Source organism: Micromonospora sp. R77 (genome assembly GCF_022747945.1).
Classification (GTDB): Bacteria; Actinomycetota; Actinomycetes; order Mycobacteriales; family Micromonosporaceae; genus Micromonospora.
In genome coordinates, this window is the sequence record NZ_JALDST010000001.1 from 5,623,944 (window position 1) to 5,642,968 (window position 19,025).

Here is a 19,025-nt window from a genome sequence, read left to right on the forward strand (position 1 = left end):
ACCACGGGGGGAACAGGAAGGGCTGGATCAATGGAGATCACCGGAATAGACCACCTCGAACTGCACGTGGGGGACGCCCGGCAGGCGGCCTTCTACTTCGGCACCGCGGTCGGTTTCCAGCTGCGCGGCCAGGGGGGACCGGAGACGGGGCTGGCCGACCAGCGGTCGCTGCTGCTGGGGCAGGCCGACATCCGGCTGCTGCTCACCTCCGGGCTGACCGCCGAACATCCGGCGTCGACGTACGTGCAACGGCACGGCGACGGCGTCGCGGTGGTGGCGCTGGAGGTCGACCACGCCGCCGGGGCGTACGCGGAGCTGGTGGCGCGCGGCGCGACGGCGGTGGCCCCGCCGCGCACCTGGACCGGCGCGGACGCCGAGGTGGTGACCGCCGAGGTCGGCGGCTTCGGCGACGTGCGGCACCGGCTGGTGGAGCGGCGCGGCGACCGGGCCGACTTCCTGCCCGGCGCGATCGAGTCGCTGCCGGCCGGCCCCGGCGACGACCTGCTCGCCGAGGTCGACCACCTGGCCGTCTGCGTGCCACCCGGGCGGCTCGCCGCGACCGTCGCCTACTACGAACGGGTCTTCGGCTTCGCGTCGACCTTCACCGAGCACGTCGAGGTGGCCGGGCAGGCGATGAACTCCACCGTGGTGCAGAGCCCGTCCGGGCGGGTCACCCTCGTGCTGCTGGAGCCGGACACCAGCCGGCGGCCCGGCCAGATCGAGGACTTCCTGCGCTGGCACGCCGGGGCCGGGGTGCAGCACCTGGCGCTGCGCACCGACGACATCGTCAGCGCCGTCGGCGCGCTCGCCGGGCGGGGCGTCCGCTTCGCCGGCACCCCGGGCAGCTACTACGACGGCCTGGAGCAGCGGGTGGGGCCGGTCGACGCGCCGCTGGCCCGGCTGCGTGAGCTGGGCGTCCTGGTCGACTCCGACCACGGTGGACAGCTGTTGCAGATCTTCACCGAGTCGATGCACGTGCGCCGCACCCTCTTCCTCGAACTCATCGAGCGGCGCGGCGCGCGCACCTTCGGCAGCGGCAACATCCGGGCGCTCTACGAGGCCAAGGAACGGGAGCTGACCGCGGCGGGGGCGAACCCCGGCGTCGCGGCCGGCACCACCACACCCACCGTCGCGGCGCGACCCGCCGTGGCGGCGACGAGTCGAGAGGTGGCGGCATGACCACGACCGAGCCCGCGCTGACCGCCGAGGAGGAGGCGCTGCTGCCCTCCCCGGCCGACGTGCGGTTCTACACCGAGCACGGCTGGTACCTGTCGAAGAAACTGTTCACCGACGACGAGGTCGACGCGCTGGCCGCGGCGGCCGACCGCTACTACGCCGGGGAGCGGGACCGCACCCTGCCGGTCCGGCCGCCGAAGCTCGCCTACTGGGACCCGTCGAAGGGACCGGTGCAGCGGCACAACGACTACGTCCACCACGAGCACGACGGGCTCGGGGCGATCCTGCGCAAGCCGCTGCTCGGGGCGGTCGCCGCCCGCCTGGCGCAGGCCGACGAGATCCGGATCTTCCAGTCCACCCTGATCTACAAGCCGCCGATCTCCGGCGAGCCGTCGAACATCGTGCCCTGGCACTTCGACAAGCACTACTGGGCGTCGTCGTCGTCGGAGCGGATGCTCACCGCGTTCATCCCGTTCCACGACTGCGGCGAGGAGATGGGCACCATCACCATGGTCGACGGCTCGCACCGTTGGCGGGAGGTGGGCGCGGACGACACGGTGGTGCGGCACTTCGCCGAGCGCGACCGCGACCAGCTGGAGGAGATGCTCGCCGAGAACGCCGCGTACAACGGCGCGGTGATCCGCAAGATCCCCGTGGTGATCCCGAAGGGACACGTCAGCTTCCACCACTGCCGCACCTACCACGGCAGCGGCCCGAACCTCAGCGACCGGCCCCGGCAGGCGATCTCGCTGCACCTGCAGGACGGCGGCAACAGCTGGCGGGAGTATCCGCTCTCCGACGGGACGCTCGCCGCGTACAACCACGACGTGCTGGTCCGCCGCACGCCCGACGGGCGGCCGGACTACGCGGACCCCGAATTCTGCCCGGTCGTCTGGCGCGACCGCGCCCAGCAGGGAGGCTGACAATGTCACGGTACGACTGGGGTGGCACGCACCCGGGCATCGAACGGCTGGAGCAGGCGGTCACCGAGCGCCGCGACGCCGTCGTCCGGCATCCCCTCTACGCCCACCTCGACACCCACGAGGCGCTGGTCACCTTCATGGCGCACCACGTCTTCGCGGTGTGGGACTTCATGTCGCTGCTGACGTCGCTGCAACGCCAGCTCACCTGCGTCACCGTGCCGTGGATCCCGACCGGCCCGACCGGCAGCCGCCGCCTGATCAACGACATCGTCATGGTGGAGGAGAGCGACGAGCTGGGCGACGGCTACATCAGCCACTTCGAGCTCTACGTGCGCGGCATGCGGGAGGCCGGCGCCGACACCACCGCCGTCGACCGCCTCGTCGACCTGCTGCGGGCCGGGCGGCCGGTCACCGAGGCCCTGACCGAGGCCGGCGTGCCCGCCCCGTCGGCGGCGTTCGCCGGCACCACCTGGCGGATCATCGAGCAGACCCCGGTGCACTGCCAGGCGGCGGCCTTCGCGTTCGGCCGGGAGGACCTGATCCCCGAAATGTTCACCCAGGTCGTCGCCGTCAACGACCGCAGCCACCGGCTGAACACCTTCGTCGACTACCTCGAGCGGCACATCGAGGTCGACGGCGAGCAGCACACCCCGATGGCCATGCAGATGCTGGCCGACCTCTGCGGCGACGACGACACCAAGTGGCAGGAGTGCGCCGACACGGTCAACGAGGCACTCACCGCCCGGGCGAAGCTCTGGGACGACATCCTCGCCGCGATCAAGGAGGGCCGGCCGGCGTGAGCGCCGACCCGGTCCGGCTCTACCGCACGGTACGGCTGATCCGCCGGTTCGAGGAGCGGGCCATCGACCTGGTGCACGCCGGGACGATCGTCGGCGGCATCCACCCGTACCTCGGCCAGGAGGGGATCGCCGCCGGGGTCTGCGCGGCGCTGCGCGCCGACGACCTGGTCACCGGCACCCACCGGGGGCACGGGCACGTGCTGGCCAAGGGCGCCGACCCGGCCCGGATGCTCGCCGAGCTCTGCGGCCGGGCCACCGGGCTCAACCGGGGCCGGGGCGGGTCGATGCACGCCGCCGACCTCGGCGTCGGGGTGCTCGGCGCGAACGCCATCGTCGGCGCCGCCGGCGCGATCCTCACCGGGGCGGTGTGGGCCCGCCGGCGGCGCGGCGCCGACGTCGTCGGCGCCACCTTCTTCGGTGACGGCGCGGTCAACGAGGGAATGCTGCTGGAGGCGTTCAACCTGGCCGCGCTCTGGCGGGTCCCGGTGCTGTTCATCTGCGAGAACAACGGCTACGCCACCACCATGCCCGTCGCGGGCGCGGTCGCCGGCACCATCGCCGGCCGCGCCGAGGCGTTCGGCATGCCGGCCACCGTCGTGGACGGCCAGGACCCCGAGACCGTACGCGTGGCCACCGCCGCCGCCGTCACGCGGATGCGCGCCGGCGGCGGCCCGGAGCTGGTCGAGGCCCGCACCTACCGCTTCGACGCCCACCACACCTTCGAACACGTGGTACGCCTCGACTACCGGACGCCCGACGAGGTGGCCGCCGGTCGGGCCCGCGACCCGGTGGACATCCAGGCCGCCCGGCTGTCGGCGGCCGACCGGGCGGCCGTCGACGCGGAGGTCGAGACCACCCTCGCCGCGGCGGTCGAGTTCGCCCTGGCCAGCCCCGAGCCCGACCCGGCCGGCGCGCTGGACCACCTGTACGCCAGCGGGCTGGTCGCCCGGACCGGAGGTGGCTGATGCCCCGGCTCTCCTACCGTCGGGCGCTCACCCGGGCGCTCGCCGACGAGTTGACCCGCGACGAGTCGGTCTTCCTGCTGGGCGAGGACATCCGGGTGGGTGCCTCGAACGTCACCTCGGGGCTGCTGAAGCGGTTCGGGCCGGACCGGGTGATCGACACCCCGCTGTCGGAGCAGGCGTTCACCAGCTTCGCCACCGGGGCGGCCCTGGCCGGGCTGCGGCCGGTCGTCGAGTTCCAGATCCCGTCGCTGCTGTTCCTGGTCTTCGAGCAGATCGTCAACCACGCGCACAAGTTCCCGCTGATGACGGGCGGGCAGTGCGCCGTGCCGGTCACCTACCTGGTGCCCGGCTCCGGCTCGCGGACCGGGTGGGCGGGGCAGCACTCCGACCACCCGTACGGCCTCTTCGCGCACGTGGGGGTGACCACGGTGGTGCCGGCCACCCCGGCCGACGCGTACGGGCTGCTGGTGTCGGCGATCCGCTGCGACGACCCGGTGGTGGTCTTCGCCCCGGCGGGCGCGCTGGACGTCCGCGCCGACGTGCCCGATCCGGCGCCGGTGCCGCTGGGCCGGGGCGTGGTCCGGCGCGCCGGCGCCGACGTCACGGTGGTCGCCGTCGGGCACCTGGTGCACGACGCGCTCGCCGTCGCCGACGAACTCGCCGACCAGGTCTCCGTGGAGGTGTTCGACCCGCGCACCCTCTATCCGTTCGACCGGGACGGGCTGGTCGAGTCGGTGTCCCGCACCGGCCGGCTGGTGGTGGTGGACGACTCCAACCGGTCCTGCGGCATCGCCGCCGAGATCATCGCCACCGTGGTCGAGCGGGTCCGGCTGGCCGCGCCGCCCCGCCGGGTCACCCGCCCCGACGGGGCCGTGCTGCCCTTCGCGCCCGCCCTGGACCGGGCCGTGCAGCCCGGCCGGGACCAGCTCCGCGCCGCCATCCAACTGACCATGAAGGACGGATGACCGATGGACCCGAACTACGTGTGGCCGCCCGCCGCACAGCCGTGGAGCGACCTTCCCGAGTCCACCCGTACGGCGATGGTGGCCAGCGGCGCCGCGGCCTGGGAGCAGGTCTTCCACGGCCGGGCGACGTACAACCGGCAGTGGCGGCTGGCCCGCCCCCCGGTGTTGACCGCCGACGCGTTCCGCGAGCTGAACGAGGTCTGTGACCGGATCGCCCAGCTGATCCTCCAGGCGTGCCGCCGGCGGGCCTCCACGGCCGGACAACTGCGCCGGCTGCTGGACGTGCCGGAGGGGGAGACCCGGCTGCTCGACGAGGACGAGCCGCTGCACGACGGCCTGCTCGCCGCGTTCCGGCCGGACGTGCTGCTCTCGGACGGGGTGCCGTGCATCGTCGAGTACAACATCGACAGCAGCCTCGGCGGCGCGTTCGACGCCGACACGGTGATCTACCGCTACGCCGACCTCTACCGCGAGCGGGGCCTGCTGGACGGGGTCCGGCCGGCGCCGTCCCTGCTGGATCAGCGGTTCGTGGCGATCCGGGACACGCTGGGCCTGGCCGACGGTGCCCGGGTGGCGCTGCTGATGGACCTCGACGCCGACTATCCCGGCCTGGAGGACCCGGAGACGTTCCTGCGGATCCTCGACCCGCTCGCCGACCGGGCCAAGCACTTCGGCATCGACCTGGTCATCGCCGGCCTCGCCACCGCCACCGTGGACGCCGGGAAGCACCTCTTGGTCGGCGGTGCACCCGTCGACGCGCTGTTCCGGCTCTTCGTGCCCAACCGGGTCACCCCCAGCGCCGGCCTGGACGCGGTGGCCGCCGCCCTGGCCGCGGGCACCCTGCCGATGTTCGTCAGCGCCGCCGCCTGGCTGCTCGGCAACAAGCTCAACTACGCCTGGCTCTGGGCCGACCTCGACCTGCTCTCCGAGGCCGACCGGACGCTGGTCCGCCGGTACGTCCCGCACACCGTCGCGCTCACCGCCGACCAGCTCGACCGGGCCCTCGCGGACCAGGCGAACCTGGTGGCGAAGCCGGCCGGTGGCTCCGCCGGGTACGGGGTGCTGATCGGCCGGGAGCTGAGCCCGGTCGCCTGGGAGGACGGCGTCCGCGCCGCCGTCGACGCGGGCGGCAACATCCTCCAGCGCTACCACCACGCCGACCGGGTGCCGATGGACTTCGTGCGGATCGAGACCGGGGAGACCGTCACCGCCGAGGTGCCGTACAGCCTGGCCCCGTACCTGTTCGGCCGTACCGCCTCCGGCGCCCTGGCCCGCGTCGGCTTCCCCGGCTGCGAGGAGGTCCTCAACCTCGCCCGAGGCGTCCTCCTCACCGGCATCCTCCTCACCGACTGAGCCCCCGCACCCCACCACCCGCCCGGCCCGGCCCCGGTGATCAAGAAGTTCTGGTCCGCCGACCGGCGTGTCCCCGACGCAAACTTCTTGATCACCGGGCCACCGGCGGGCCGCGAGTGGGTGGGGTGGGTGGAGGTCGGGCGGGGCAGCCGGCGGGGTAGGTCGTGCGCTACCGTCGACGGGTGATCCCGGTGGAGGCTGTCGCAGCCGCGTACGCCCGATGGATCACGCCCGCGCTGCCGTTGTACGGCAACGACCACGAGCGGGCCGACTTCGCTCCCTGACCCGCGCCGGCCTTCGCCCGCAGGTCCGCCCGTCCACGCCATCGCACCGGGAGCGATGTCCCATGCCCACTGTCCAGTCGCCCGCCACCGGGATCGGGGCGGTCCTGCGTACCGCGCAGGTGCCGCGGGTGCTCGTCGCCGCTCAGGTCGGCCGCCTGCCCACCGCCTCCGGCCCGCTCGCCCTGCTGCTGTTCGCCCGGCAGTCGCTCAGCCTGACCACCGCCGGTCTGCTCGTCGCCGCGTACACCGGCGGGATGGCGGTCGGGGCGCCGCTGCTCGCCCGCGCCGTGGACCGCTGGCGTCAACCGCCGGTGCTGTGGGGCTCGGCGATCCTGTCGGGCGCCGGATTCGGCGTCGTCGCCACCGGCGTCCTGGGTGTCCCGGGCGCCGTGCTGGGTGCCGTGCTGGCCGGGTTCGGCACGCCACCGTTGGAGGCGTGCCTGCGTTCGCTCTGGCCGGATCTCCTGCCCCCGGCGGCCGTGCCGGTCGCGTACACGTTGGACGTCGCCGTCCAGGAGGTCATCTTCGTGGTCGGTCCGCTCACCACGCTGCTCGCGGTGGCCCTCGGCGGTCCGGCCGCGGGGCTTCCGGTGGCGGCGCTGCTGCAACTCGCCGGCACCGCGGTCTTCGCCCGCGCGCCCGCGGTCCGCGCCTGGCGCGGTGTCCCGGCCGTACGCCACTGGGCCGGCCCACTCCGGCGTCCCCGGTTCACGGCCATGCTGGCCGGCGTGGCCTGCGTCGGCATGGCGATCGGCGGCATCGCGGTGGCCGTCACGGCCTACGCGGAGGCGGCCGGCGACCGGCACCTCGCCGGTTGGCTGCTCGCCGCGCAGGCGACCGGTGCCCTGATCGGCGGCCTGCTCTACACCCGGGCTGCGCCCGGCGGCCCCGGGCGGCTGCCGCTCTTCGCCGGGGCGTTGGCGGTCGGGTTCCTGCCGCTGTTGTCCACCCCGCGCCCCGCCCTGATGGCGGTGCTGCTGGTCGTCAGTGGGTTGGCCCTGCCGCCGGTGTTGACCGCCGTCTTCGTCGCGGTGGACCGGCTGGCGGCACCAGGCACCGCCGCCGAGGCGTTCGCCTGGGTCGCCACGGCGTTCACCGTCGGCAGCGCCGCCGGCTCGGCGCTCAGCGGCCCGTTGCTGGCGATCGGCGTCCGCCACGGCCTGGCCCTGGCACCCGTCGCGGCCCTGCTGGGCGCCGTGGTGATGACGGCTGTCACCAGGCACGCATCCACCGGTGACCTCCGTGCCGCCTCAGGTGCCGGGGGGCGGCCATGACCGGGCACCCTGACCGCCACCGGCACCTCGAGGTCGGCGACCCCGGGTCGACGGCGTCGTCGGTCGCGGGAGGTGCGGCGGACCTCCGCCTCGCGTTCGAGGTGTCGGAGCTGGCGGCGCAGCTCGCGCTCGCCTACTTCCGCTCCGGCGTGGCGGCGACGCTGAAGGACGACGGCACTCCGGTCACCGAGGCCGACCGGGCGGTCGAGCGACTGCTCCGCGAGCGGCTGTCCGCGGCGAGGCCGGCGGACGCGCTCCTCGGCGAGGAGTTCGGTCGACTCGGTACGTCGGATCGGGTCTGGATCATCGACCCGGTGGACGGCACGTCGTTCTTCAGTCGGGGTGATCCGAACTGGCGGATCCACGTCGCGTTGGAGGTCGCCGGGCGCACCGAGCTCGCGGTCGTCACCGCTCCCGCGCTGGGACGCCGCTGGTGGGCCATTCGGGGCGGCGGATCCTTCGAGTCGCCCTGGCCCCGCGGGGAGACCGCGCCGAGGCGCCTGCGGGTCAGCACCACGTCGCACCTGGCCGACGCCCGAGTCGATGTCCTGGGCGACGCGCACCGCGACTGCCTGCCACCGGGTGTGGCCCGCGCACCGGCGACCCCCCTCCCGCTCGTCGAGCTGGTCCGGGGCGAGATCGACGGCTTCCTGGTCGAGCGTTACCACCTCTGGGACCACGCGCCCTGGATCCTGCTCGTCGAGGAGGCCGGCGGACGGTTCACCGACCGGACCGGCGGCCACGCCGGCGACCAGGGCGGCGGCCTCTACTCCAACGCCCTCCTGCACCCCCACCTGCTCACCGCCCTCGCGTACCCCACCCACCCCTGACCTGGTTGATCAAGAGGTTTGCGTCTCCCGGAGCCGGATTCCTGACGCAAACCTCTTGATCAACCCGCGGGGGCGGGTCAACCCGCGCGGGTGGGGGTGGTGAAGAAGGTGGTGACGGGGGTGATGAGGGCGGGGGGTGCCACGGCGATGCCGTTGTGGGGGCTGCCGGGGACGCGGAGGGTTCGGGCCCGCGGGATGACGGCGGCCAGGCGGGTGTTGACCTCGGTGAAGTAGGGGGCGGCCCGGGCGCCGCTGATCAGCAGCGTCTCCGCGGTGATGGCGGCGTACTCCTCGACCGGGCCGTCGTACTCCTGGATCTGCCGCGACTCGGCCAGCGTCATCCCCACCAGGCCGCCCATCGTCCGCCCGACCTCGGTGCGCAGGAACGCCCGGCAGATCGCGGTCCGTACGCCGAGGGGGAGCCGCGACGCCGCGGACTGCGGGTTGACCGCCGCGCCCACGATCGCCAGCGCCCGCGCGGTGTTCCCGTCCCGGACCGCCTCCTGCGCCGGGTCGATGAACCCGGTCGGCAGGCCGTGCCCGGCCAGGTGGAGCGGCGCGTCGTAGACGGCGATCCGGTCCAGCGGCAGCCGGAGCGCGGCCCGCAGCACGACGAAGGCGCCGTAGCTGTGCCCGATGGCGCGCCGGGCGCCGGTGTGCGCGAGCACCGCACCCAGGTCGTCGACCTCCTGCTCCACCGTGTACGGCTCGCGGCGCGGTGCGGCGTCCGCCCGGCCGCGCCGGTTGTACAGGTGCACGGTGAACCGGTCGGCGAGCCGCGCGGCGAGCCGCCGGTATTCGTGGATGGTGACCCCGCCCCCGTGCACCACCACGAGATCCGGGCCGCTTCCCCTGGAGTGCAGGACGATTCTCGCGCCGTCCGGTGCCGTGATCCGCTGCATGACCGCTCCCTTCCGCACCGCGAAACCGCGAACGCTGTTTGCAGTTTAGAGTAGTGGGGTGAACGGCGCACCGAGCAGTCCGGCCGACGGCGACTCGGCCGGACGGTCGATCTGGACCCGGCCGCAGCGCGGCACCCGCGGGCCCGCCCCGACGCACAGCCGCGACGAGATCGTCGCCGCCGCCGTCGGGTTGGCCGATGCCGACGGGTTGGCCGCCGTGTCGATGCGCGCGGTCGCCGGCGCGCTCGGGATGGCGGCGGGTTCGCTCTACCGGCACCTGTCGTCCCGCGACGACCTGCTGGACCTGATGGTCGACCGGTGTGCGGGGGAGCTGCGGCCCTACCCGGCCGGCGACGGGCACTGGCAGGACCAGTTCCTGCTGCTGGCCCGCCGCCAGCTGGCGCTCTACCGGCATCACCCGTGGCTGCCGGACGCGACGGCCCGCCGCGCCACCCCCGGGCCGAACACCCTCGCCTACTTCGACGCCTGCCTGCGTCTGCTGCAGCCGGTGCGGGCCGGGGTCGCCGCGAAGTTCGAGGCGATCGCCATGGTCACGGGCGTGGTGTCGCTCTTCGCCCGCAGCGCGGCGGCCGCCGGCACCGTCACCTTCGACCACGTCGATCTGGCGGACCATCCACACCTGGCCGCCGCGTTCACCGAACCCCCGGCCGCTCCACCTCGCGGGGACCTCTTCGAGCGCACCCTGCGCAGCCTGCTGACCGGCCTGCTCGCCGCCGATCCGGGCTGACCCCGCTCAGCGGGCGGTGAGGTGGCGGCCCAGGACGCGAAGAGTGACGGCGGTGGCGACGGCGTCGCTGCGCGCGCTGCCGTGCCGGCCGTCGCTGCTGTAGAGCGACGGGTCGGCGACGAGCGGATGGTCGGTCAGGTGCACGTGCAGCGTGCCGAGCCGTTCCGCCAGCCGGCCGGTACGGGAGGACAGCAACCGCATCCGCTCGCCCAGGCCGGGCCGTAGCGACGCCGGTACGGCCGGGCTGTGCGAGACGTCGAACATGCCGACGGTGATGACGTCCGCCCCGGCCGCTTGGAGGGCGCCGACGATCGCGGTCAGCTCGGCGTCGACCGCGTCCGGGTCGTAGCCGGGTCGGAAGGCGTCGTTGCCGCCGCAGACCACCAGCGCCAGGTCCGGTCCGAACGCCAGCGCGGGGGCCAGTTGCGTCGCGCGTACCTCGTGCGCCCGCAGCCCTCGCAGCCCCAGGTTCAGGTACGCCAGTCCCGGCCGCACCGCCGACAGCTCGGCGGCGATCCGGTCGGCCCACTGCACGTCGGGATAGCCGTCGACCGGCTCGCACATCCCCTCGGCCACGCTGTCGCCCAGCACCACGAAGCGCCGCCACGGATGCCCCCGCAGCAGCTCCCCGCCCTCCCCGTCCCGCAGGCAGTACGGATCCGAAGCTTCGGCGACCGTCGATCCCATCCCCGCACGCTATCCGACCCGCACCGCTCCGCGCATTCGCCACGGTTCTCCCGGGCAGCGATCATGAGGTTGCCGGCACCCGGTCCGGCGGCGGTGGGGTGATGGTCGCGGCACGAGCGCTCAGCCGGCGGCCGGTGACTTTGGCCGCGTGCCGGTGCAGCGCGCCGTCCGGGCCAGGGCGCGGATCCGGACCAGCAGCAGCAGGTTCAGCGCCACCAGCGGGAAACCGGCGAACTCGTTGTCGAGCAGCCAGAAGAGCTGCCCGACCAGCAGTTGGAGGAGCAGTGCCGCCGCCACGAGGCGCAGCGCCGGCGCCCGCTGCCCGGCGTGCCACCGCACCAGTCCGACGACGGTGAGCAGCAGCGCGGTGCTCGCCGCCGCGACGTACACCTGGTTCCCGACGGTGGCGTCCCGGGACAGCAGCACGAGGGGCCGCCCGATGGCGAAGACGACGAACAGGGACGTCACGGTGAGGACGGTCCGCGCGGACAGGCGCCGGTTGAGCCTCGCCCGGGGCCGGTTGAGTCCGTCCCGGAGGGGGCTGAGCCTGGCCCGGAGCCGGCCCGGATCGGACCGGGTGAGGCGTTGCCCCAGTGGGGCGGCCGGCTGGCCGCCGACAGTCGGTGTCCGGTCCCACCGGCCCGCCCGCATCTCGTCGGGCGGCGTGGTGGCGGCCGCGCCGGCGAGCGCGTCGAGCTGGTTCACCAGGCGCTCGTGGTCGGTGAGTGGCCGCCGGTGCACCCCGACGCGCCCCACCAGCCAGGTGGCGACGAAGGTGCCGTAGATGATCGCGGCGACCGGCTCGTAGAAGTAGTTGTTGTCCCGGGTGACGAACTTGCCGACCTCGTCGATGAAGAGACCGAAGCCGAGGCCGCCGACGATCGCGGCGAGCCGGAGCGCCCGGGGACCGAGGAAGAGCAGTGACAGCAGTTGACCGACCAGCATGCCGAGTCCGCCCCAGAGCACGTGCGCCAGGTGCAGGCCGCCGGAGCCGACCTGCGGGAAGCCCGTCGCGGCCAGGAAGGCACGGGTCACCGCGATGCAGAGCACCGCGCTGACCAGGAACAGTTCCAGCCGGTCCGGTCCGGTCGCCGCGCGAACGAGGACCGGTGCGTGCCGTCCACTCATGCTCCCGATGCTCGGCGCGGCGGCCGGGCTCGCGCATCAGGTGACTCCCGGGTCTTCCCCGGGCAGCGGACCCCGGACGGGCGTCCGGGCGAGTCGGCTCCGGGCACCGCCCGGAGCAGGGCGATGTCGTGGTGGTCGACGTCGCGCGGCGGGTGGCCCTCGCGGAAGCGCAGTTGCTGGGTCACCGACAGGCAGGGCACCGGCCGGCCGCCAATCACTCCCTCGGTGAAGCCGTCCGCCGGGTAGTCGAAGGTGACGCCGTCCAGCCCGGCCTGGACGCCGCTGCCGTCGGCGACCGCCGGGCCAGCAGCGGGCCAACGGTGAGCACCAGGCAGGCCACCGACATCACCAGCAGCGCCGGGGTCAGCCCGAGCAGGGCCACCGACCAGCCGCCGAGCAGCGCACCCACCGGCAGCCCGAGGAACGCCACCGAGCCGGCGATGCCGAGCACCCGGGTCTGCAACGCGGCCGGCACCCGCTCGTAGAGGGCCGCGCCGAGCAGCGGGTTCACCACCGAGATCGCCACCCCGGACAGGAACGTCACGGTGAGCACCACGGCCAGCCGGTCGCTGAGGGCGAGGGCGAGCAGGCGGGGGGTACCGCTGAGCGCCACCCCCAGCGCGAAGGTGAGCTGGCGGGGCAGCCGCGTACCGGCCATCGTGAAGAGCAGGTTGCCCGCGAGGGCCCCACCGGCGAAGACACCGAGCAGCAGGCCGAACCCGGCCGGGTCGCCGAGGACCCGGGCCACCCACAGCGGGATCCACACCGCCACGCTGGCGTTGGCGAACATGTTGGACACCGACACCACCACCAGCATGGTCAGCAGCGTCCGGTCGGCGCGCAGGTGCGCGAAGCCGCCCCGCAGGGCGCGCAGGTAACCCTCCCGGGCCGCCGGCACCGCCGGGGCCGGCGGTCGCACGAGTACGCCGACCAGCAGCGCGCAGACCGCGAAGGTGCCCGCGTCGATCCAGATCGCCCGGGTCACCCCGACCCAGTCGATCAGCAACCCGCCCAGCACCGCCCCGAACAAGGTCATGCCCCGGGTCAGCCCGTCGTAGGCGGAGGTGAGCCGGATCAGCGGCACCCCGGCCCGCTCGGCCGCCGGCTTGAACAGCACGTGCTTGACCCGGTCGCCGATGCCGCGCAGCCCGCCCGCCACCGCCACCAGCGCCAGCAGCGTCCCGAAGCCGAGCCAGGGCGCCAGCGCCACCACCGCCATCGCCGCCGCGCTCGCCGCGTCCGCCACGACCGAGGTGCGGCGCACCCCGAACCGGTCCGCCCACGGTGTGGCCAGGGCGGAGGAGAGCAGGTACGGCAGCGTCTCCGCCGCCGCCACGAGGCCCATCCGGGTGGGGCTGCCGGTGGTCTCCAGCACCAGCCAGGGGATCGCCACCACCGAGATGCGGGTGCCCAGGTTGGAGATCAGGTCGGCGCCGACCAGGGTGAACAGTTCCCGGCGCGGGGTCACGCCCGGCCGCCGCTGGCCGTCGGCACCGCGTCGGCGTCCTGCGGATGGTCGGCCGCGTACCGGGCGCGCAGGGCACGCTTGTCGACCTTGGCCGACCGGTTCAGCGGCAGCGCGTCGACGAACTCCACCGCGCCGGGTGCCCAGGTGTCGCTCAGTTCCCGGGTCACCAGGGCGATCAGCTCGTCACCGGTCACCGTGCCCCCCGGCGCCCGCACCACGTACGCGTGCGGCAGCTCCCCGGCGACCGGGTCCGGTACGCCGATCACCGCCGCCGCCCGGACCTCCGGGTGGATGGCGAGCGCGTCCTCGATCGGGCGCGAATAGATCGGCCAGCTCTTCTGCCGGGTCAGGATCCGGTCCTGCAGGCGGTCGACCAGGTAGAGGTAGCCGTCGGCGTCGAGGTGGCCGATGTCGCGGGTGCGGACCCAGCCGTCGACCAGCGTCTCGGCGGTCAGCTCGGGCCGGCCGTGGTAGCCGGCGAAGCTCAGCCTCGTGCGGACCCAGACCTCGCCGTCCACGCCGGGTGGCAGCACCCGCTGCTCGGCGTCGCGGATCTGCACCGCCACGTCCCCGTACGGCCGGCCGCAGGAGCGCAGCCGCTCCGGGTGCGCCGGGTCGTCGGTGAGCCCCGGCAGGGCACAGATCACCACCGCCTCGCTGAGGCCGTACACGATGCGCAGGACCGGGCCGAAGCGCGCGATCGCCTGGCGCAGCCGGACGGGCGCGGCGGGCCCGGCGCCCACGTTGAACATGAACATCGCGGAGAAGTCCGCGCCGGGCAGGTCCGGATGGTCGAGGACCTCGGAGAGCATCGGTGGGGTGACGAAGGTGGAGGTGAGCCGCTCGGCGTCGACGGTAGCGATGAACGCCGCCGGGTCCCACCGGTCGCGCAGGAAGAGCACCCCGCCGGTGAAGAGGTTGAACAGGGTGGTGATCTGCCCGCTGGCCAGCCACATCGGTGAGTGCGACAGGTGCCGCAGCAGCGGCAGGCCGGCGCCGCGGAAGTCGGCCGCCAGGGCCAGCACCTGGCGATAGAAGCTCTCCCGGTGGTGCACCAGCTTCGGTGTGCCGGTGGTGCCGCTGGTCTGCAGGAACGACTCGGGTGCGGGCACCTCGGCCGGGAGCACGGGCGCCCCGTCGGCCGGTGCGGTCAGGTCCGGGCCGGCACCGCCCGGGCCGAGGCAGAGCACCGGTACGCCGGGGAGCCCGGCGGCGAGCTGCGCGCCGAGACCGTCGGCGGCCCGGGGGTCGTGCACGAAGGCGTCGGGGCGGGCCAGCGCGACGAACTCGTCGATCTCACGGCGGGAGGTGACCGGCGCGATCCACATCGTCCGGCAGCCGAGCAGGTGCGCCGCGAGTTGCAGCAGCGGCCCCTCGACGGTGTTGCCGAGCATCACCAGCACGGCGGCGCCGGGGCGGACACCGTGCCGGGTGAGGGCGGCGGCCAGCGCGCGCACCTCGGCGGCGACGTCGGTGTAGGTCAACCGCCGGCTCTCGCCGACCAGCGCCTCCCGCGCGCCGAAGCCGGCGAACAGGTCCAGCGCGTCGTGCACGTAGGACGTCGGTCGGGTGGACTCCTCGGTCATCGCACAGCCCCCATCGCGGTCCGGCGGCCGGTGCCGCGTCGGCCCGGTGGGGCCCGCCGCGCCGTCCGGCCGCGAGCGGCGTCCGGGCAGGTCACGGCCGGGACGCGACGACCGGTGCGCGGGTCGGCGACCGCACCGCCGCCGCCTGCGAGCCTAGGCGGGCCGCCGGGCGCGCGGACAGAGCCGAACGGTGTCCGCGCACGCGGAGCAGACATTTGACCATGTCGATCAGGTCGATTGACGCCCGTCAGCGCCGGCCGCTAGCTTTCGGTCCATCGTCCGGGCGGTGCCGGCAACCGGCCCGCGTACCGGACTGCCAACCATGGAGGTTCAATGTCGACCCCGAAGAGATGGCACGTCATTGCTTCCGCCGCCACCCTGCTGATCGTCGGTACCCCGGCGGTCGTGGCGAGCGCCGGCCCCACCGACACCGACCGCGCCCGGCCCGGGCGGACGGAGTGGGCCGGCAGCTGGGCGGCGGCGGTGACCCGCGGCAACACCGTCGGCCTCACCAACACCGGCCTCAACGACCAGAGCATCCGGATGACCGTGCACACCTCCGTCGGCGGTGACCGGCTGCGGGTCCGGCTGACCAACCTCTACGGCGAGCAGGCCGTCAAGGTCGGGCACGCCACCATCGCCCGACCGAACACCGCCACCGGAGACGACCGCTCGGACATCGACCCGGCCACCCTGCGCGAGCTGACCTTCGGCGGCGCCACCTCGGCCACCATCAACCGGGGCGCCGAGCTGCTGAGCGACCCGCTGGACCTGCCCGTCGACGAGCAGGAGGATCTGCTGGTCACCCTGCACTTCCCGGTGCTGACCGGCCCGGTCACCTTCCACGGCCAGTCCCGGGCGACCACCTTCATCGGCGCCACCGACCTGACCACCGCGGCCGGTGGGGCCGGTTTCACCATCAAACCGAACTGCTGCTGGATGTTCCTCTCCGGGATCGACGTGGAACGCCGGCTCAGCCCCGGCGCGGTCGTCGTCTACGGTGACTCCATCGCCGACGGCAACGGCAGCACGGTCAACGCCAACAAGCGCTGGCCGGACCTGCTCGCCGCCCGGCTCGCCGACGCCCGCCCCGAGGTCCGCACGCCGGGCGTGCTGAACATGAGCCTCGCCGGCAACCGGCTCAACCACGAGGGCCCGGAGCCCGGCGCGGGTGGCTTCCCCGGCTACAACGAGCTGGGCCCGAACGCGCTGGCCCGGCTCAACGAGGACGTCTTCGCCCAGACCGGCGCGCGGACCCTCATCACCCACCTCGGCATCAACGACATCTGGATGAACGGTGACTCCGCGGAGAGCATCATCGCCTCCCTGCGGCAGCTCAACCAGCAGGCGAAGGAGCGCGGCCTGACCAGCCTGGTCGGCACGATCACCCCGTACGAGGGCAACGGCGGCCCCGGGGTGTGGACACCGGAGAAGGACGCCACCCGGCAGGCGGTCAACACCTGGCTGCGCGGCCCCGGCGGGCAGGAGTTCGACGGTGTGCTCGACTTCGACGCGGTGCTGCGCGACCCGGCGCAGCCGAGCCGGCTGCTCCCGGCGTACGACTCCGGCGACCACATCCACCCGAACGACACCGGCAACCAGGCGATGGCCGACGCCGTACCCCTGCGCCTGCTCGGTCTGTGACACCGGTGGGGGCGGCGGGTGACCCCCGCCGCCCCCACCGCCGATTCCTGGGGAGGTACGACCGCCGTGGACGTCGACGAGATCCTGACCGGCCTGTACAGCGAGGCCGGTCGGCAGAACCCCTATCCCTGGTACGCGGCCCTGCACCGGCACGGTCCGGTCAGCGAGGTCCCGGCCCGTGCCGAGCACCGCACCGTCACCGCCGTCGCCGTCGGGTACGACGTGGTCGACCAGGTGCTGCGCGACCCCGGCTGGTACAAGGGGATGCCGCCCGGCTGGCAGGAGCAGGAGATCCTGCGCACCTTCCTCACCTCGATGATGTTCGTCGACCCGCCCGACCACACCCGGATGCGGGCCGTCTTCGCGAAGACCTTCACGCCGCGCCGGCTGGGCGCCCTGGAGCCGGTGGTCGTGCGGGTGGTGGACACCATGCTGGACCGCATCGCCGAGGCGGGAGCCGGCGGCGCGGAGGTCGACTTCGTGGCGGACTTCGCGTACCCGGTCCCGGCGCTGGTGATGGCCGAGTTCATCGGCCTGCCCGAGGCGGACCTGGCGTGGTACCGGCAGCGGGTCGACTGGATCGACGAGTACATGGACGTCGCCGGCAAGACCCCGGAGCGGCTGGCCCGGGCCAACCGGGCTGCCGAGGAGCTGCGCGACTACTACCGCGACCTGATCGCCCACCGCCGGGCCCGACCCGGCGAGGACCTGATCAGCGGGCTGGTGGAGGCGCTGGACGGCGGTGGCGTCGAGCTGACCGAGGACGAGCTGATCAGCAACCTGATCGTGCTGTTCAACGCGAGCTTCGTGACCACCGTCTACATGTTCAGCAACGGCCTGCCGCTGCTGCTCGACCACCCGGACACCGTCGCGGCGCTGCCCGGCGACGACGCGCTGGCCCGGGGCTGCGTCGACGAGGTGCTGCGGATGGCCAGCCCGGTGCACTTCCTGGCCCGGTCCGCGCCCCGGGACACCGAACTGGCCGGCGTGCCGGTCGCCCGGGACGAGAACGTGCTGCTGCTGATCGCCGGGGCCAACCGCGACCCGGCCCGGTTCCCCGACCCGGACCGCTTCGACCCGCACCGGGACGGGCCGCCGTCGCTCGCGTTCGGGGTGGGGCTGCACTTCTGCCTCGGCTCGGCGGTGTCCCGGCTGGAGGGGCGACTCGCCCTGCCCCGGCTCTTCGCCCGGTTCCCCGGCCTCGCCGTGACGCAGGCACCGACCTACAGCGGCAGCCTCTTCCTGCGCGGCATCGACAAGCTCTTCGTCGCCACCGGCAGTTAGGAGACCGCCATGGCCCTCGACCCCCAGGTGGTCGCGTACCGGGCCGCGCGCGCGGCCGCCGGCACCGTACCGCTCTACCGGCAGACCCTGGCGCAGGCCCGCGCCGCGGACCTGGCCGCGATCCGCGCCGGCGGCGGCGATCCCGAGCCGGTCCATGAGGTACGCGACGCGCACGTCCCCGGCCCGGGCGGGCCGCTGCCGGTGCGGATCCACCGGCCGGCCGGCGACGGACCGCTGCCCACCCTGCTGTACTTCTTCGGCGGTGGCTGGACGCTCGGCAGCGTGGAGACGGCCGACGGGATCTGCCGCCGGCTGGCCAACGCCACGCCCTGCCAGGTGGTGACCGTGGGTTACCGGCTGGCCCCGGAGCACCGGTTCCCGGCCGCCGTGCAGGACTGCCACGCGGCCCTGCGGTGGATCGCCACGCACGCCGACGAGTTCGGCGCGGACCCGGACCGGCTGGCGGTGGGCGGTGACAGCGCGGGCGGCAACCTGGCCGCGGCGGTCACCCTGCTGGCCCGCGCCGACGGCGGCCCCCGGCTCGCCGCGCAGCTGCTGGTCTATCCGAACACCGACCAGCGGCCCGGTCCCGCACCGGCCGGCGAGGAGGACCCGCTGCTGTTCAACCGGCACTCGGTCGCCTGGTATCGGGGGCACTACCTGGCCGACCCGGGGGACGCGGCCGATCCGTTGGCCTCGCCGCTGCTGGCCGAGGACCTGTCCGGGCTGCCGCCCGCCCTGGTGGTGACCGCCGAGCACGACCCGCTGCGCGACGAGGGCGAGCGGTACGCCGACCGGCTGCGCGCGGCCGGCGTACCCACCGAGGTCACCCGGTATCCCGGCATGATCCACGGCTTCTTCGCCATGCCGGGGGTCTTCGACGCCGGTCGGCGCGCCCAGGAGCAGGCGGCGGCGTTCCTGCGCGACCGGTTCGGGCCGCAGCTGCCGACCGCTCCGGCCGGCGTGACGGGGCGCGCCGATGACTGAGCGGCTGACGTCCGAGGTGCC

The 19,025-nt window shown here is 74.2% G+C and carries 18 protein-coding genes; 12 read left to right on the top strand and 6 right to left on the bottom strand.

Features of this window, described 5'->3' with window-relative positions:
• Nucleotides 1-30 precede the first annotated feature (30 nt).
• The 8 genes from hppD (at nucleotide 31) to MRQ36_RS26120 (ending at nucleotide 8,570) form a co-directional block, all read left to right on the top strand.
• A complete protein-coding gene (gene hppD / locus MRQ36_RS26085; protein ID WP_242799372.1) occupies nucleotides 31-1,179 on the top strand; it encodes a 4-hydroxyphenylpyruvate dioxygenase in 1,149 nt (382 codons plus the stop codon).
• Nucleotides 1,176-2,099, top strand: a complete 924-nt coding sequence (locus MRQ36_RS26090; RefSeq protein ID WP_242799373.1) for a phytanoyl-CoA dioxygenase family protein — start codon at nucleotides 1,176-1,178, stop codon at nucleotides 2,097-2,099. Before hppD ends, MRQ36_RS26090 begins: the two co-directional genes overlap by 4 nt.
• A gap of 2 nt (nucleotides 2,100-2,101) precedes the next feature.
• The gene (locus tag MRQ36_RS26095; RefSeq protein WP_242799374.1) at nucleotides 2,102-2,899 is read left to right on the top strand and encodes a DUF3050 domain-containing protein; all 798 of its coding nucleotides are present in this window, start codon (nucleotides 2,102-2,104) and stop codon (nucleotides 2,897-2,899) included.
• Entirely contained in the window at nucleotides 2,896-3,864 is a 969-nt protein-coding gene (locus MRQ36_RS26100; protein WP_242799375.1) for a thiamine pyrophosphate-dependent dehydrogenase E1 component subunit alpha, read from the top strand. The genes MRQ36_RS26095 and MRQ36_RS26100 overlap by 4 nt, the downstream gene beginning before the upstream one ends.
• On the top strand, nucleotides 3,864-4,829 hold the full coding sequence (locus MRQ36_RS26105) for an alpha-ketoacid dehydrogenase subunit beta (protein WP_242799376.1): 966 nt from the start codon (nucleotides 3,864-3,866) through the stop codon (nucleotides 4,827-4,829). Before MRQ36_RS26100 ends, MRQ36_RS26105 begins: the two co-directional genes overlap by 1 nt.
• A 3-nt stretch (nucleotides 4,830-4,832) precedes the next feature.
• Nucleotides 4,833-6,182: a hypothetical protein gene (locus MRQ36_RS26110; RefSeq protein ID WP_242799377.1), complete on the top strand. Its 1,350-nt coding sequence runs from the start codon at nucleotides 4,833-4,835 to the stop codon at nucleotides 6,180-6,182.
• Between the two features lie 346 nt (nucleotides 6,183-6,528).
• Nucleotides 6,529-7,740, top strand: a complete 1,212-nt coding sequence (locus MRQ36_RS26115) for an MFS transporter (protein WP_242799378.1) — start codon at nucleotides 6,529-6,531, stop codon at nucleotides 7,738-7,740.
• Nucleotides 7,737-8,570 (top strand): inositol monophosphatase, encoded by an 834-nt coding sequence (locus MRQ36_RS26120; RefSeq protein ID WP_242799379.1) that lies wholly within the window; start codon nucleotides 7,737-7,739, stop codon nucleotides 8,568-8,570. Before MRQ36_RS26115 ends, MRQ36_RS26120 begins: the two co-directional genes overlap by 4 nt.
• Before the next feature lie 77 nt (nucleotides 8,571-8,647).
• Here MRQ36_RS26120 and MRQ36_RS26125 read toward each other — a convergent pair whose 3' ends face one another.
• Entirely contained in the window at nucleotides 8,648-9,472 is an 825-nt protein-coding gene (locus MRQ36_RS26125) for an alpha/beta fold hydrolase (RefSeq protein ID WP_242799380.1), read from the bottom strand.
• A 58-nt stretch (nucleotides 9,473-9,530) separates the two neighbouring features.
• Here MRQ36_RS26125 and MRQ36_RS34115 point away from each other — a divergent pair, with 58 nt between their 5' ends.
• Nucleotides 9,531-10,220, top strand: a complete 690-nt coding sequence (locus MRQ36_RS34115) for a TetR/AcrR family transcriptional regulator (protein ID WP_242799381.1) — start codon at nucleotides 9,531-9,533, stop codon at nucleotides 10,218-10,220.
• Nucleotides 10,221-10,226: 6 nt separating this feature from the next.
• Here the strand turns inward: MRQ36_RS34115 and MRQ36_RS26135 are convergent, their stop codons facing one another.
• The 5 genes from MRQ36_RS26135 to MRQ36_RS26150 all read right to left on the bottom strand — a co-directional run bounded on the left by MRQ36_RS26135 (nucleotide 10,227) and on the right by MRQ36_RS26150 (nucleotide 15,089).
• A complete protein-coding gene (locus MRQ36_RS26135) occupies nucleotides 10,227-10,907 on the bottom strand; it encodes an SGNH/GDSL hydrolase family protein (protein ID WP_242799382.1) in 681 nt (226 codons plus the stop codon).
• A 120-nt stretch (nucleotides 10,908-11,027) separates the two neighbouring features.
• The gene (locus tag MRQ36_RS26140) at nucleotides 11,028-12,035 is read right to left on the bottom strand and encodes a hypothetical protein (RefSeq protein WP_242799383.1); all 1,008 of its coding nucleotides are present in this window, start codon (nucleotides 12,033-12,035) and stop codon (nucleotides 11,028-11,030) included.
• Nucleotides 12,032-12,301, bottom strand: a complete 270-nt coding sequence (locus MRQ36_RS34730; protein ID WP_374251198.1) for a nucleotidyltransferase domain-containing protein — start codon at nucleotides 12,299-12,301, stop codon at nucleotides 12,032-12,034. The genes MRQ36_RS26140 and MRQ36_RS34730 overlap by 4 nt, the downstream gene beginning before the upstream one ends.
• A complete protein-coding gene (locus MRQ36_RS26145) occupies nucleotides 12,250-13,503 on the bottom strand; it encodes an MFS transporter (protein WP_242799384.1) in 1,254 nt (417 codons plus the stop codon). Before MRQ36_RS26145 ends, MRQ36_RS34730 begins: the two co-directional genes overlap by 52 nt.
• On the bottom strand, nucleotides 13,500-15,089 hold the full coding sequence (locus MRQ36_RS26150; protein WP_242799385.1) for an AMP-binding protein: 1,590 nt from the start codon (nucleotides 15,087-15,089) through the stop codon (nucleotides 13,500-13,502). The genes MRQ36_RS26145 and MRQ36_RS26150 overlap by 4 nt, the downstream gene beginning before the upstream one ends.
• Nucleotides 15,090-15,449: 360 nt before the next feature.
• Between MRQ36_RS26150 and MRQ36_RS26155 the strand changes: the two genes are divergently transcribed.
• The 3 genes from MRQ36_RS26155 (at nucleotide 15,450) to MRQ36_RS26165 (ending at nucleotide 19,004) form a co-directional block, all read left to right on the top strand.
• Complete coding sequence (locus tag MRQ36_RS26155) at nucleotides 15,450-16,733, top strand: SGNH/GDSL hydrolase family protein (RefSeq protein WP_242801395.1); 1,284 nt, start codon at nucleotides 15,450-15,452, stop codon at nucleotides 16,731-16,733.
• A gap of 66 nt (nucleotides 16,734-16,799) precedes the next feature.
• Complete coding sequence (locus MRQ36_RS26160; RefSeq protein WP_242801397.1) at nucleotides 16,800-18,017, top strand: cytochrome P450; 1,218 nt, start codon at nucleotides 16,800-16,802, stop codon at nucleotides 18,015-18,017.
• 9 nt (nucleotides 18,018-18,026) lie between these two features.
• Nucleotides 18,027-19,004 (top strand): alpha/beta hydrolase, encoded by a 978-nt coding sequence (locus MRQ36_RS26165; protein ID WP_242799386.1) that lies wholly within the window; start codon nucleotides 18,027-18,029, stop codon nucleotides 19,002-19,004.
• Nucleotides 19,005-19,025: the final 21 nt, after the last annotated feature.